The sequence below is a fragment of the Rhizobium sp. WYJ-E13 genome (genome assembly GCF_018987265.1).
Lineage (GTDB): Bacteria > Pseudomonadota > Alphaproteobacteria > Rhizobiales > Rhizobiaceae > Rhizobium.
Window position 1 is genome coordinate 265377 of record NZ_CP076854.1, and the last position, 14371, is coordinate 279747.

Here is a 14371-nt window from a genome sequence, read left to right on the forward strand (position 1 = left end):
GCGACCAATTGCAAATTAGCTGCGCGGCAGCATGCCTTCGACGTCGGCGGCTGCGTCGTCGAGTGCTTCCTGCGGCTCGGCCGAACCGTCAACGACGCGCGACAGGTTGTCTACGATCGTCTGGGTGACCTTGACGCCGTTGGTACCCGGGAAGGCGTACCAGGGGATCATGCGCGGCATCTGGCTGAGGCCCGCCTGGAAGAGCGGGTTCTTCTTGTAGAAGTCGCCGAGATATTCGGCCGACTTGGCGGCAAGTTCGTTGTTCGGCACATAGCCGGTGCCGGGAACGACGACGGAGGCGCCATAGGGGCCGGCGGCGAACTTGGCGAACTTCCAGGCGGCCTCCTGCTTGGCCGGATCCTTGGCGAGGATGACGACGGCGTTGCCACCGGTTGGCAGATGGCCCTTGTCCGGATCGATGAGCGGGATCTGGGCGGTGCGCAGATCGAACTTGGTGCCGACATTCTTGATCGTGTTGACGAGCGCGCCGGTCGTCTGGAATTCGAAGCCGACCTTGCCGGCTGCAAAGGCCTGTTCGCCCGCTGCCTTGGTGAAAACAGGCATGCCGCCTTCTTTGACGAAGCGGCTGATCAGTTCGACGGCCTTCTGGCCCTCAGGACCGTTGAAGGTGACCTTCTGCTCGTCGTCGCTCAGCATCTTGCCGCCGGCGCCGAAGAGGAGGGCCGAGAACATCCAATCGTCGCCCTGCCAGCGGAAGTCCATGCCGTCGACGCCGTTGCCGAGCGCCTTGATCTTGCCGGCGAGTGCGATCACTTCATCCCAGGTCTTCGGCGGGGTGTCGGGATTGCCGCCGGCGGCCTTCACGAGATCCGCATTGTAATACATGATCGGGTTGGAGGTGGCGAAAGCGAGGCCGACCTGTTTGCCCTTGACCTGGGCGAGCTTCAGGATCGTGTCCGAGAAGCCCTGCTCGGCCATGTTGCCTTCCTTCTGGACCATCGGTGTCATGTCGACGGCGACATTGCGCTCGTTCAGCATGCGCAAGCGGTTCAGGCCGATGAAGGTGACGTCGGGCATTTCAGACGTACCGGCCTGGCGCAAGATCAGTTGGATGCCGTCTTCGTAGGTCGCCGAGGGAGCGGCGAACTGGATTTTGATGTCGGGGTTTTCTTCCATGAACTTCTTCGAGATCGTGTCCATCACGTCCTTGAAGAAACCCGGCATCGGGTAGTGGATCGTCAGCGTCGTTTCAGCGTGGGCCGGCAGGGCTGCCGCCACGGACAGAGCCGCTACTGCGAGGAACTGGGTGAAATGCTTCATCGCTCGTTCTCCTGGGTTCAGCCGGTCAGCCTTTGAGACCGGTCATGGTGATACCCTCGACGAAGCGTTTCTGCGCGAGCAGAAAGGCCGCAACGAGGGGAATGGTGATGATGATGGTGGCCGCCATCAGCGCGCCGTAATCGTCGCCGGCTTCCGCGGCGCGGAAGTTCATCAGGCCGAGCGGCGGCGTGGCGTAGCCGGGCTTCGAGATGACAATCAGCGGCCAGAAGAGGTCGTTCCAATGGGCGACGACCGAAAAGATCGCGAAAGCCGTGACTGCCGGCCAGGCATTCGGCACGATGACGCGCGAGACGATGCCGAGTTCGGACATGCCGTCAAGACGAGCGGCATGGATCAGGTCATCCGGCATGGCGCGGAAGAACTGCAGGAACAGGAAGATTGCAAAGACCGAGATGGTGAAGGGGGCCACCAGCGCCGTATAGCCGTTGAGCAGCGACAGGCTGTCGAAGGCGACGTAGAGCGGCAGGGCAGTTGCATGGATCGGTACCAGAAGGCCGAGTAGCACCAGCATCATCATCAGGCGGGCGGCACGGAATTTCAGCTTCGCCATGGCATAGGCGCAGGGAACCGCGACCAGCACCTGGAAGACGAAGATGAGCGTGCAAACGACAACACCGTTCCAGAGCAGGGTGCCCATCGCGACCTTGTCGAGTGCCTTGGCAAAATTCTGCATGTAGAAGAAATGCGTCGGGATCAGCGAAAGAGCCGCCGTAAAGATATCGTCCTGCGACTTGCCAGCGGCCGAGATCATGAAGATGTAGGGCGCGAGGAAGATGACCGCCCCGACGATGAGCAGCGCCAGGCGGATAAGCCGGCCGAGGGTAAAGTGGGAGCGCGTCTTCATGAATAGTGCACCCGCCGGTCGAGGAAGCGGTACTGCAGGAACATCATGACGACGAGGATGGCAAGGAAGACCACGGTCATGGCCGAGGCATAACCGACCTTCATGTAGACGAACCCCTCCTGGTAGATGGTGAAGAGCAGGACTTCGGAAGCATGGTTGGGGCCGCCGTCGGTCAGCGTCTTGACCGTCTCGAAGGTCTTGACCGCATTGATGATGCTGATCGTGGTGACGAAGAGCGCCGTCGGACCGAGCATAGGCCAGGTGACGAGGAAGAAGCGGTCCAGTGAGGATTTGGCGCCGTCGATCTCGGCGGCGGCATAAAGCTCGCGCGGGATCGCTGTCAGGCCGGCCAGGAACAGCACCATGTTGAAGCCGACCGTCTGCCAGACGCCGATGATCGAGAGGCTGTAGAGCGCGGTTGCCGAGGAGCCGAGCCAGTTCGGCTTGGGCAGGCCGACGACATCGAGCATCGCATTGAGCGGGCCGATGGTCGGGTGGAAGAGATACTGCCAGACGGTCGCCATGGCGACGATCAGCGACACGACGGGGAGGAAATAGGCAGTGCGGAAGACGCTCTTCCCCCAGCCCTCGCTCTCGATCAGCATGGCGACACCGAGGCCGAGCAGGATCGAGACGGGCGCGACAATCGCCGTATAGACCGTGGTGTTCCACAGCGACTTGCGGAAGGTGCGGTCGGTGAAGAGCTCGGTGTAGTTCTCGAAGCCGACGAAGCGGAACTTGCCGACGCCAAGCTCGAAATCGGTAAAGCCGAGAAAGATGACGGCGACGATCGGCGCCAGCACGAAGAGCACGATCAGGATGATTGCCGGCAGCGACAGCAGCCAGGCCATCTGTGCTTCGCGACGCTCATGCCTTGCGGCCGACGCAACCGGACGGATCTCGCCCGCAGCTATGCTAGCCATGGGCTTTCTCCCTGCTGGCATCGGCGGTAAGGGCGCTCGTGCGAAGCCGGCGACCGTCAGGCGCAAAGACCAGGGCCTTGTCGGGCTGAAAGGAGAGCGCAACACCCATGCCGGCCGACAGGCCCGCAGCATCGGCAGGCGCAAGCTTGGCGAGCACGGTCTCGCCGATCGCATCCAGCCGGCAGAACAGGATGACTTCCGAGCCTAGGAATTCCATGCGTTCGATACGGGCGGGCAGCGACGTCTGGCCATCGGCGGCAAGCCGGACGAATTCCGGCCGGATGCCGATCGTCACGTCAGGACCTGAAAGACCCGGTTCTGCGAGCGCCATCTTGATATCGCCGAAGGCGACAGTTCCATTCTCGATGCGTGCCGGCAGGAGATTGATGCGCGGCTGGCCGACGAAACGGGCGACCTCGATATGGGCAGGGTCGTCATAGATGACCTGTGGCGGGGCGAGTTGCAGCAGCTGGCCGCCGATCATCACGGCAACGCGGTCGGCCATCGAAAGCGCTTCGGCCTGGTCATGGGTGACATAGACGGTCGGCACGCCGGCGCGGCGATGCAGCTCGACGATCTCGCCGCGCGCATGAACTCGCAGATTGGCATCGAGATTGGACAATGGCTCGTCCATCAGGAAGACACTTGGATGGCGCACCATGGCGCGGGCAAGCGCCACGCGCTGCCGCTGGCCGCCAGACATCTGGCCGGGCTTGCGATCCAGCAGATGGTCGATCTTGAGCGCTTTCGCCGTCTCCTGCACGTCGCGGGAAATGCCTGAACGAATGGCGCGGTAGCCGGGCATGACCGGACCGAGGAAGGGCAGGCGCTGAAAGCGGCTTAACCGGCGCATAGCAAGCGGCACGGCGATATTCTGGCCGGCCGTCAGATGCGGATAGAGCGCGTAGGACTGGAAGACCATGGCGATGTTGCGGTCGGCGGCCGCCACATCGGACATTTCCCGTCCGCCGATAACGATCTCGCCGCTATCGGCATGGTCGAGGCCTGCAAGGATGCGCAGGAGCGTGCTCTTGCCACAGCCCGAGGGGCCGACAAGCGCGATGAATTCGCCCGGCTGAACGTCGAGGCTGATATTTTTGAGGATGGCATTGTCGCCATAGGATTTGCTGATGGCAGAAAGGGCGAGCGCGCTCATTACGCCGGCTCCTTCTGCACCTTGTGGGCCTCGTGCGGATAGACTTCGGCAACGACATCGTCGAGCACATGCGCCACCATGCCGGGAACAGCGACGATCTCGCTGGCAACGTCATCGCCGAGATCGTGGATTGCGGCACCGATCAGCCTCTCGCCCGACATTTCGCGCTCCATCGTGCCTATGATGAAGGAGGCCGCCGGGCCCCAGACGAGCGCGGTGTCGTTGTAGCGTCCCTTCCAGGCCCAGTGCAGGTGGCCGCTGGCATAGAGGGCGACGTCATGGGAGGCAATCAGATCATAGAGCCGCTGGCGCTGGGCCGGGCGGATGCTCCAGTAGCCGGTCTCGCCCTCGTTAGGTGTGTCGACGAAGAGCGGCTTATGCGCGAACATGGCAACCCGCCGTCCGGCGCGTCCGGCAAGCGCTTGCTCCAGCCATGCAAACTGCGTTTCCTGCTCGTCGTTCTCCATGCCCATCAGCAGGCTGTCGAGGCCGATCAGGCGCCAGTCGCCGGCATCCTCCAGCCAGTAATCTGGGCCGACGAGGCTGCGCCAGCGGTTGAGCCTTGTCGTATCGACCGGCTGCGGTGAGCCCGGCAGATGGCCGACATCGTGATTGCCGGGCACGATCAGCATCGGGATCTTCACATGCCGCATCAGCTCCACGCAGAAGGTCAGGTCCTCGTCCTTGTCGGCGCCATCGACGGCAAGATCACCGGTATGGATGACGAGATCGGCGCCGCTGCTATTGATCCACTCGGCGAGCGGCTGCCAGTTGCCGTTGAAATGCGGGATCGACGGGCTGAAATGCGTGTCGGTGATCTGGACGATTCTCATGCCGGGGCTCTCCAATAAGGCCCGCGGCAGATTTCCGGCGGCAGGCACTGTTCGTGCCGCCTCTTTAGAGCGCCCCAATGTCAGGCGGGTTACAAGCGTTTCCACCCTTGTTCCAATTGTGTCGTGCAATTGTCATGGAGGATCGAACGCTTGGTCAGGTCCGAGCTCCCGCGAAGGATCGATCGATATATGTTGAAATCAAAGATCGCTATCGACGTCGAGATCCGGCGTCGGTGCAAGCATCCGTCCATGGCGGATCAGGATCACGTCCACGCTATCGCCATCGTAGAGGTAGTCTAGCAGATAATCCCCGACCACGAGCGTCAGGCTCCCGGTAATCTGCAGGCCGCCGTGCATCCGGTTCCCGGATTGAGGAAATTCGGACAGTGTCCGCTTCGCGTTCTTGAACGCGAGCGCAAACTTTCGGGCTGCGGCAGGGTTGAGTTTCCGCAGATACTCGCCTTCGCGGCGGATATAGCTGGCGACATCCTTGGAAAGCCGTACGGCAGTCACGCAGCTTTTCCACCCACGATCCTGTCGATGTCCGCGATCACGTCATCCATATTCTCGAACTCTCCAGCAGCGATCTGCTCGCGGCCCTTGATCGCGGCGAGGATGTCGGCCCCCTCGTTCATGAGATACGTCCGCAGGGCTCGAACGATGATGTAGCTGCGGGATCGATCGCTTGCTTTTGCGATGGCTTCGATATCTGCAATCACGTCGGAAGGCACCCGGAGAGTGACAGATTCTGATTGGCTGGCGTTCGACATTGCTTGCCTCCTTCAGGGTGTAAGACAATGTAAGACAAACGAGGATCGGATACAATGGTGGACCGAGTCACGGATCGATTTTACGTCCTTTCTCTTTCCGTCGTAACAGATCGAGTTCAGGCCCGACAAGCAGCGAACGACGTAATGCAGACAGGATCGTCTCAGATGGTTCGCCTGACGGCGGCCCGTTGATTATCTCGTCCAAAGCCGGGCGGTCAATCTTCTGTCGGTACCGGGCAATAAAGGCCTTGGTCGCTGGCGAACCTTCGCCCTTGCGATAGGCGATTGCCACATCGGACGTCACCGTCACGCCGCCGAGCGGTCTGTAGTGGACATCCTGCAGTTCCACCCGGCTCATGGATTGCGGCACGAGAGCGATGCCGATGCCGATGCCGACGAGGGCGGCGATCTCGGTGAAGTCGTGCGCGATGGCCTTGACGGATGGTTCGAACCCGGCCTCCCGGCAAGCCTGCAACGTGTTGCAGTGAAAGCCGACTTCCGGCGGCTGGCGTGGTGTGATGAATATGTCGCTCGCCAGATGGGCAAGCTTATCGATGGGGCGTTCTGCAAATTCATGGTCGGCGGGAACCATGGCGACCAGCGGCTCGCGCAACACGACCTGCACGGAAACACCCGGCGGGATCGGTGCCGGTGCGCGGATATAGCCGAAATCGAGCAGGCCGTCGGCAATGCGCTGCAGCTGCTGACGTAGCTCCATTTCCTGCAGCTCGACCTCGACATAGGGGTAATCGCGCTTGAAGTTCTTGATGGAGCCGACGACAGCGCCGGAATAGGCGGCAGACGCCACATAGCCGATCGAGATGCGCCCGCTTTCTCCGCGGCCCGCGCGGTGGATAGCGGCGACCGTCGCTTCGGTCTGGGTCAGGACCTTGCGTGCCTCCTGGAACAGGATCTCACCCGAATGCGTGAGTTGGACAGCACGACGGCTCCTGTCCAGCAGCGGCGTACCGACGATCCTCTCCAGGCTCATGATCTGCTGGCTGAGGCCCGGCTGGGCGATGCCGAGGCGGGTGGCGGCGCGCTCGAAATTCCGCTCCTCGACCAGTGTCACGAAATACCTCAGATGCCTGAGCTCGAAGCCGGGGTCGGTCAGCGCCATCACGCTCTCCTAGAAGAATTCAAATCTATGACGTTTCGCCGGTTTCATAATCCATGCTTATGAAAAATTCGAGCCTGGTTTATTGGACCTTTCAAAAATAACATGATTAGAAAAATCCAGTTTTACGGCATATAACGGGCTCCCGATGACTGGTTCTCTTCGCTTGCGTAATTTCGCTTCGACTACGGTTCTCGCGGGCGCGCTTCTGGCGCCGCTGTCTGCGTCTGCCCAGGACGCTGATCCGACGACGCTTGCCCCGATCGTCATCAGCGGTGCCGAGGATGAGGATCCGACGGCTCCGGTGAAAGGTTTCGTCGCCCGGACCAGCGCGACCGCGACCAAGACCGGCACACCGCTTCTCGAAACCCAGCAATCCATCTCGGTGCTGACGGCCGATCAGCTGAAATCGCAGGACGTCGAGACCGTCGGCCAGGCGCTGGATTATGTGCCTGGTGTCGTCGGCGAGCCCTATGGTGCCGATCCGCGCTTTGATTCCCCGCGCATCCGCGGTTTCGACAGCCGCCAGTCGCAGTTTCTAAACGGACTTCGCATGATGCGGACAGCAGGCGCTCCCGCCGTCGATCCTTATCAGCTCGAGCGCATCGAAGTCCTGCGCGGGCCGGCATCGGTCATGTACGGCCAGGGCAATCCCGGCGGCATGATCAATCTTATCAGCAAGCGGCCGGTCTTCGAGCGTTTCGGCGAAGTCGGCGTTCAGGCTGGCAGCTACGATACCTACGGCACCTATTTCGATTTCGGCGACATCATCCCCGGTAATCCGGATTTCGCCTATCGCCTGACGGGTCTGGCAAGGACTGCCTCGGCACAGGTCGATGAACTCGACAACGACCGCTATTTCATCGCCCCGGCGCTGACCTGGCAGCCGGATGAAGACACCAAGCTGACGATCCTGACCAGCATCCAGCACGATAATCCGAGCACGCCATCCGGCCTGCCGCCTGCACTCACCCTCAATGCGGGCACTAACCGTCTGTCGCGGGATTTCTTCGTCGGCGACAAGAGCTTCGACACGTCGGACCGGACGCTGACCAATATCGGCTATGAGCTGGAACACCGCCTGAACGATACCTGGACCTTCCGCCAGAGCCTCCGCTACCAGAATTTCGACTGGAACTATCAGGCGCTCGGCATGTCGACGATCGGCCTTACAGGCGGCCGGACGATCAACCGCAATGCCACTATCCAGGACGAGTTGCTGAACACGTTCAACGTCGACAACAACCTGCTTGCGGAATTCGACACCGGCGATATCAGGCACAAGATGCTGTTCGGTCTGGACTACCGCTATTACAGCAACAATGTCGGCACGCAGTTCTGGCGCGCCACGCCGCTCGACGCCTTCAATCCGGTCTACGGCTCCGTTAATCTGATTGCGCCGACGCTCAGCACCTATGTCGATTCGACCATGACGCAGGTCGGCATCTATGTGCAGGACGAGCTTGCCTATGAGAACTGGCGCGCAACGGCAGCCCTTCGCCAGGACTGGGCCAGAACAGAGGGAACATCGACCAACCGGTTGACCGGTGCGTCGCGCCCTCTCGACAAGGACGACCAGAAGCTGACGGGCCGCGCCGGCCTCAGCTATGTCTTCGACAATGGCATCGCCCCCTATATCAGCTATGCCACATCTTTCGAGCCGGTTCCGGTGCCTGCAACCGGCGGACCACTGCAGCCGACGACGGGCGAGCAGGTGGAAATCGGGGTCAAATATCAGCCGGAGGGCTGGAACGGCTTCTTCACTGTTGCCGCCTATGACCTCAAGCAGAAAAACGTGCTGACGACCTTTGCGCTGCCGGGCGGCGGTACGTCTACCGGGCAGATCGGCGAGGTCGACGTTAAGGGCTTGGAGCTCGAAGGCGTCACCAGCCTTGCCGACGGGCTCGACCTGCGCGCCGCCTACACGTACATGCAGGCCGAAATTGTCGGCGGCGTCGATGACGGAAATCGCCCTGATAACGTGCCTGAACATGCGGCAAGCCTTTGGCTCGACTATACTTTCCCGGAGGATACAGCGCTGGAAGGTTTCGGTCTCGGCGGCGGCGTGCGTTACGTCGGCCAGCGCTACGGCGATAACAAGAACACGCTTGATCTTGACGCCGTGACCCTCTTCGACGCAGCTCTCCACTACGAGAAAGACAACATGACGGCCTCGCTGAACTTCAAGAATCTCGCCGATAAGGATTATGTTGCAAGCTGCAGCTCCTTCGGCTGCACCTACGGCGATGGCAGAACGGTGATGGGCAAGCTGACCTTTCAATGGTGAGAGACTATCGAGCGGCACAGGGACGAGGCTTCGGCCGTCGGCAGGCACTTGCCCTGCTGGCGGCTTTGGCCATTCCGGGCAAAACCTTCGCAGCAGGTCAGAAGCGCATTGCCGCGATCGACTGGGCGATGCTCGAAACGCTTGTAGCAATCGGCGTCATGCCGATCGCCGCGACCGAGCTCGTGCAGTTCCGCAAGGATGCGATCGAGCCGGTACTGGACAAGAGCGTCGCCGATCTCGGCCTGCGCGGATCGCCGAACCTCGAGCTTTTGCGCCTGCTGCGCCCGGACCTCATCCTGATTTCGCCCTTCTATGTCAGGTTCGAGGCGAGCTTCCAGGCGATTGCGCCTGTCCTGTCGCTGCCCTTTTATAACAGGGGCGAGCCGCCCTATCAGAAGGCTGTCGATGCCGTTTCGGCCCTTGCCACGGAACTGGGTGTCGAGGACCGCGGCCGCGAGGTGGTCGCGCAACAGGCTGTCCTTATCGAGGAAACGCGTGAGAGTCTGCAGGGTTTTGCGTCGCGGCCGACCTATCTGGTCAATATTGGCGACGCCAGGCATGTGCGCGTCTTCGGCGCCGACAGCATGTTCGGCGATATCCTCGGTCGTCTCGGCCTGCCGAATGCCTGGGCGGATCGCTCGCGTTATACGTTCGCCGCTCCGGTGCCGATCGAAAATCTCGCTGCCGAGCCGGATGCGAGGATCGTCATCATCTCCGATATCCCAGTCGAGGCCCGCAATGGGTTGAAGACCAGCATGATCTGGCAATCGCTGCAGCCGGTACGGGACGGCCGCGTGCTGATGCTCGGCAATATCAATCCCTATGGCGGCATCTTGGCAGCCGCCCGGTTCACTCGGCTTTTCAAGGCGGCGATACTGTCGTCAGGGGAGATGCCGTGATCAGACCCATCGCACTCTTTGCCGCGCTCTCAGCCTTTGCCGTTTCCGCCGGCCTCTTTCTTCTGACAGCACTGAACCATCTGCCCTTTGCCGACTGGCCGTCTCTGCCATTTGATCCCGCGCAGATGACGACGCGGCAGATCATTTTCGCCTATGCCGTCTTGCCGCGCGGGGCAGTCGCGATCCTCGCCGGTGCCGCGCTCGGGCTTGCCGGCGCGCTGCTGCAGCGTTTGCTGCGCAATCCCATCGCCGATCCCTCGACGCTTGGTGTCTCCGCTGGCGCGCAGCTTGCGATTGTCACGGCGACGCTGTTCTTTCCCGAGATGCTCGACGGCTACCGCGCCTTCGTGGCGCTCGCGGGCGCGGCGGCAGCCACCGCCATCGTCTTTCTGCTCGGCTGGCGGCGCGCCTTCGAACCCATCACCATGGCGGTCTCCGGCCTGCTCGTCGGCATTACCTGCAGTGCGCTCTCGGCGGCGATGACGCTCTCGCAGGGCGAGTATCTGATGTCGCTGGTGACCTGGAACGGCGGTTCGCTCAGCCAGCAGGACTGGTCGACGACGACAACCCTCGGCCTCGAACTGCTGCTCGGCCTCGCCGTCACGCTCCTGCTCCTGCGTCCGCTCACCTTGCTCGGCCTCGGCGACAGCAGTGCCCGCTCGCTCGGCGTGGCACTTGCAGGTACGCGCATTGCCGTCACAAGCGTTGCGGTGGCGTTGAGCGCGGGCGTTGCTGCTGCCGTCGGCCTCGTCAGCTTCGTCGGCCTTGCCGCACCCGCGTTCGTGCGCCTGCTCGGTGTGCGCACGACACGCAGCATCCTGCTTCTTTCACCTGTCGCCGGCGGCCTGTTGCTCTGGTTCTGCGATGGTATCGTGCAACTGATCGCCTCCTCGGCCGGCGAGACCTTTCCGACGGGATCGGTAACGGCCTTGATCGGCGGACCGTTGCTGCTTTGGTTGCTGCCGCAGGTGCGCGCCGTCGAGCCGCCCCAGCCGCCCGATAGCGTCCTCGTCGCACGGGCGCCGCTGTCACGGCTCGCCCTCATCCTCTGCGTGCTGCCGCCATTCGTCTGGGCGGCCCTTGGCGTTGCGCGCCTGCCCGATGGATGGGTGCTGCTCAGCGGCGATCTTTTCTGGGAGCTTTTCCCGGCCCGCTGGCCCCGTCTGTTGGCATCGGCCGCTGCCGGCGGTTTGCTCGCCATGGCGGGCGCCATGCTGCAGCGCCTCACCGGAAATCCGTTGGCAAGCCCTGAAGTGCTGGGTGTCAGCGGCGGTGCCGGCGTCGGTTATGCCGTTGCCTTAAGCTTCTCAGCCGATGCCGGCGCGCCCACGCTCTTCCTCGGCGCCGGCAGCGGCGCAATCGTGGTGCTGGTCATCGTCGCGCTTTTTGCCGCCCGCCGGCATCTGCCGCCCGAACGCTTGCTGCTTGCAGGCATTTCTGTCAGTGCTTTGAGCTCGGCGATCCTGAGCGCTCTTCTTGCCGTCGGCGATCAGCGCGCCTGGCAGATCCTCGCCTGGCTCGGCGGCTCGGCCGCGGCCGCCACGCCGGAAACGGCGGCCTTCCTTGCCGGCCTCACCATCGTCATCCTCGCAACCGGCCTGATCCTCACACGCTGGCTGGTGATCCTGCCGCTCGGTGCACCGACCGCGCTCGCGCTCGGTCTGCCCCTGGTCGGCGCCCGAACGATGATGGTGTTGACGGCGGGCATCGCAACGGCGGCTGCCTCGCTCTTGGTCGGTCCCTTGAGCTTCGTCGGCCTGATGGCCCCGCATATCGCTCACCGCGCCGGCTTTGAAAAAGCGGGCAGCAGGCTCCTCGCCTCGGCCGTCATAGGTGCTGTGCTGATGGTGATCGCCGATCTCGGTGCGCGCAACGTGACCTTCCCCTACGAATTGCCACTTGGCCTCTTCGCCGCCTTCGCCGGCGCGCCCTATCTCGTCTGGATGATCGGCAGGCGGCAGTGAGGGCTGGCCATCAGCCATGCGACGAGGATATCGCTGTTGACCTTACCGCTTCCGTCGAGCGCAACGAAGAGAGGAACTCAGCCGGGGGCATGGGGCGGGAGAACAGGAAACCCTGCAGGTCGTTGCATCCGGCCGCGACGAGAAAGTCTCTCTGCCCTTCAGTCTCTACGCCTTCGGCCGTCGTCGCTTTTCCAAGCGTGCGGCTCAAACCCAGGATCGCCGAAACGATCGCCGCACCCTCGGCTTGCGTTCCCAGCAACCGCACGAAGGAGCGGTCGATCTTGATCCGGTCGATGTTGAATTGAATGAGGTGGCTCAGCGACGAGAAGCCGGTGCCGAAATCATCAAGCGCAATCCGGATCCCCTGCGACCGAAGCTTGCCGAGCATTCCTTGAGCATTTTCATCGATGTTGAAGAGTGCGGCTTCCGTCAGTTCCAGTTCCAACCGCGATGGCGTCAGGCCGGTTTCGGTCAGGATGGAGAGCACGTGGCGATCGAAGTCCCGATGCCGGATTTGCGAGGGCGAAACGTTGACGGCGACCGACATATCGGCCGGCCAGTTCGTGGCCGCCTTTGCGGCATTCCTCAGCACCCATTCGCCAAGCTGGTCGATCATGCCGGCCTCCTCGGCGATCGGGATGAATTTGTCCGGTGACAGCAGCCCCTGGATCGGATGGCGCCAGCGCACGAGAGCCTCGGCGCCCGAAAGGTTCCCTTGCGCGTCGGCACGATGCACGCCCTGAAAGAAGACTTCCAATTGACCGACGGCGTTCGTGCGGGGGTTGTCGGCCATATCGGGCAAACCTGCGCTATCTTCCAGCACGAGGCGAAGGTCGTTCTTGAGGCTTTCGCGTGCCTCCACCCGGTGATCCAGGGACGGATCATATTCGACCAGGCGGCCTCGCCCGTTGGTCTTGGCTTCGTAAAGAGCAACGTCCGCACGCCGCAAAACCTCGCTGGTCGCATGGGCCGCGTCATGAAAGGCAGCGATACCGATCGAGCATCCGATGCGGACGACGACGTCGCCGCCACGAAGCTGGAACGGCTTGCTCAGTGCCTCGATAATGGCGTTGCAGAGGAGGATGTAACTAACGTCCCCCTCCCTGACATCGGGAAGCAGCAGCGCGAATTCATCGCCGCCGAGCCTTGCAAGCGTGTCGTCCGATTCGATCAGGGCATTCATCCTGTCGACGGCGCCGCGCAGCAGCTCATCACCGGCGGCATGCCCATGAATGTCGTTCACTTCCTTGAATTTGTCGAGATCGACAAGGGCAAGGACGGCGCGCTCGCCAGGCGATTTCATGGCCGCAAGGCATTGCTCGAAACGGGCCGCAAAGAGCGCCCGGTTCGGCAGACCCGTCAATACGTCATGCAGCGAAAGATGCCGCGCATGATGTTCGCTGGCGCTGAGTTCTCTGAGGCTGCCGCGCAAACGGCCCATCAAGGCAAAAAAGAGGCCTGCGATGACAAGGCCGGCCACGGAGAGCACGGGAAAAAGCCGGCCGATGACGCGTGAGCCCGGCAGATCCGGCCTCCAGATGATGAAGCCGATAGGGTCGCCTGACGCCGTCGCCTCGATTTCGAACGCGACTTCATTCTGCTCCTGATCCGCGGTGCGGGCATAACGAGCGCCGGCCAGCCCCTGTTCGCGGCTCAGCGTATCGAGCGTGACACCGTCGAGGAAGCGGAACGCCACCAGGTAGAGCCTGTTGCCGTCATTTGCTTCCTGGGGATCCACTTTCGAAGAGCGTGTGACCGAAACGACGCCCGCGACCGAAGGGCGGCCCTCAAGTCGCATCAGCTCCACGCGGCTTGGTTCCGGATCGGAGCTCGGCCCTCCCGGTACACCATGGTGCGTTGCTTCCAGATCCTGGATCATCGGCTGAAGCAGCGGACGCACCCATTTGAAGCGGCGCTTCGTTTCGGGATCGGACTGTAGAGCAAGCTCGCCTGCCGGGGTCACGAGGAATGCCGCGTTGTAGCCGAATACCGTTGTCGCGATCTTGCCGAACGTCGCGGCCGATGTCGCGCCTGCGCGCTCGCTCTTGCCGCTGGCCGTTGCTGAATCCGCCACCAGCAGCGAAGCATAACCTGCACCCATCAGCTGGATATCCTGAGATACACGCCGGACCTGATCCAGAAGGCGGCTGTTGACGAGTTGGCGCTGTCGATCGAGGGCGGCTGCGTCGCTTTCCCTCCCGGCCCAGATAGCAGCCAGGAACACCAGGCCAAGAATTGCCAGCCCGCTGATCGCAAGCAGCACCAGTATCGACCCG

The 14371-nt window shown here is 62.3% G+C and carries 11 protein-coding genes and 1 pseudogene; 3 read left to right on the plus strand and 9 right to left on the minus strand.

Features of this window, described 5'->3' with window-relative positions; translation table 11 throughout:
* Window positions 1–15: 15 nt before the first annotated feature.
* The 8 genes and pseudogenes from KQ933_RS22810 to KQ933_RS22845 form a co-directional block, all read right to left on the minus strand.
* Window positions 16–1281 (minus strand): ABC transporter substrate-binding protein, encoded by a 1266-nt coding sequence (locus tag KQ933_RS22810; RefSeq protein ID WP_216760113.1) that lies wholly within the window; start codon window positions 1279–1281, stop codon window positions 16–18.
* Window positions 1282–1306: 25 nt separating this feature from the next.
* On the minus strand, window positions 1307–2146 hold the full coding sequence (locus KQ933_RS22815) for a carbohydrate ABC transporter permease (protein WP_216760114.1): 840 nt from the start codon (window positions 2144–2146) through the stop codon (window positions 1307–1309).
* Window positions 2143–3069, minus strand: coding sequence for a carbohydrate ABC transporter permease (locus KQ933_RS22820; protein WP_216760115.1), 927 nt, complete (start codon window positions 3067–3069; stop codon window positions 2143–2145). The genes KQ933_RS22815 and KQ933_RS22820 overlap by 4 nt, the downstream gene beginning before the upstream one ends.
* Complete coding sequence (locus KQ933_RS22825; RefSeq protein WP_216760116.1) at window positions 3062–4225, minus strand: ABC transporter ATP-binding protein; 1164 nt, start codon at window positions 4223–4225, stop codon at window positions 3062–3064. The genes KQ933_RS22820 and KQ933_RS22825 overlap by 8 nt, the downstream gene beginning before the upstream one ends.
* The gene (locus KQ933_RS22830; RefSeq protein ID WP_216760117.1) at window positions 4225–5058 is read right to left on the minus strand and encodes a metallophosphoesterase; all 834 of its coding nucleotides are present in this window, start codon (window positions 5056–5058) and stop codon (window positions 4225–4227) included. Before KQ933_RS22830 ends, KQ933_RS22825 begins: the two co-directional genes overlap by 1 nt.
* A 198-nt stretch (window positions 5059–5256) precedes the next feature.
* Complete coding sequence (locus KQ933_RS22835; RefSeq protein ID WP_216760118.1) at window positions 5257–5571, minus strand: type II toxin-antitoxin system RelE/ParE family toxin; 315 nt, start codon at window positions 5569–5571, stop codon at window positions 5257–5259.
* Window positions 5568–5828 carry a CopG family ribbon-helix-helix protein gene (locus KQ933_RS22840; RefSeq protein WP_216760119.1) on the minus strand — a complete coding sequence of 87 codons (261 nt, stop codon included), beginning with the start codon at window positions 5826–5828 and terminating at the stop codon, window positions 5568–5570. The genes KQ933_RS22835 and KQ933_RS22840 overlap by 4 nt, the downstream gene beginning before the upstream one ends.
* Window positions 5829–6066: 238 nt before the next feature.
* A pseudogene (locus KQ933_RS22845) lies at window positions 6067–6948 on the minus strand (LysR family transcriptional regulator); the annotation flags it as partial.
* Between the two features lie 145 nt (window positions 6949–7093).
* Here KQ933_RS22845 and KQ933_RS22850 point away from each other — a divergent pair.
* Genes KQ933_RS22850 through fhuB form a run of 3 tightly spaced genes read left to right on the plus strand, consistent with a single transcriptional unit; the run spans window position 7094 to window position 12095 of the window.
* The gene (locus KQ933_RS22850; RefSeq protein WP_216760120.1) at window positions 7094–9232 is read left to right on the plus strand and encodes a TonB-dependent siderophore receptor; all 2139 of its coding nucleotides are present in this window, start codon (window positions 7094–7096) and stop codon (window positions 9230–9232) included.
* Entirely contained in the window at window positions 9226–10131 is a 906-nt protein-coding gene (locus tag KQ933_RS22855) for an iron-siderophore ABC transporter substrate-binding protein (RefSeq protein ID WP_216760121.1), read from the plus strand. Before KQ933_RS22850 ends, KQ933_RS22855 begins: the two co-directional genes overlap by 7 nt.
* Complete coding sequence (gene fhuB / locus KQ933_RS22860; RefSeq protein ID WP_216760780.1) at window positions 10131–12095, plus strand: Fe(3+)-hydroxamate ABC transporter permease FhuB; 1965 nt, start codon at window positions 10131–10133, stop codon at window positions 12093–12095. The genes KQ933_RS22855 and fhuB overlap by 1 nt, the downstream gene beginning before the upstream one ends.
* Before the next feature lie 10 nt (window positions 12096–12105).
* Here fhuB and KQ933_RS22865 read toward each other — a convergent pair whose 3' ends face one another.
* Window positions 12106–14358 (minus strand): EAL domain-containing protein, encoded by a 2253-nt coding sequence (locus KQ933_RS22865; protein ID WP_253958398.1) that lies wholly within the window; start codon window positions 14356–14358, stop codon window positions 12106–12108.
* Window positions 14359–14371 lie beyond the last annotated feature (13 nt).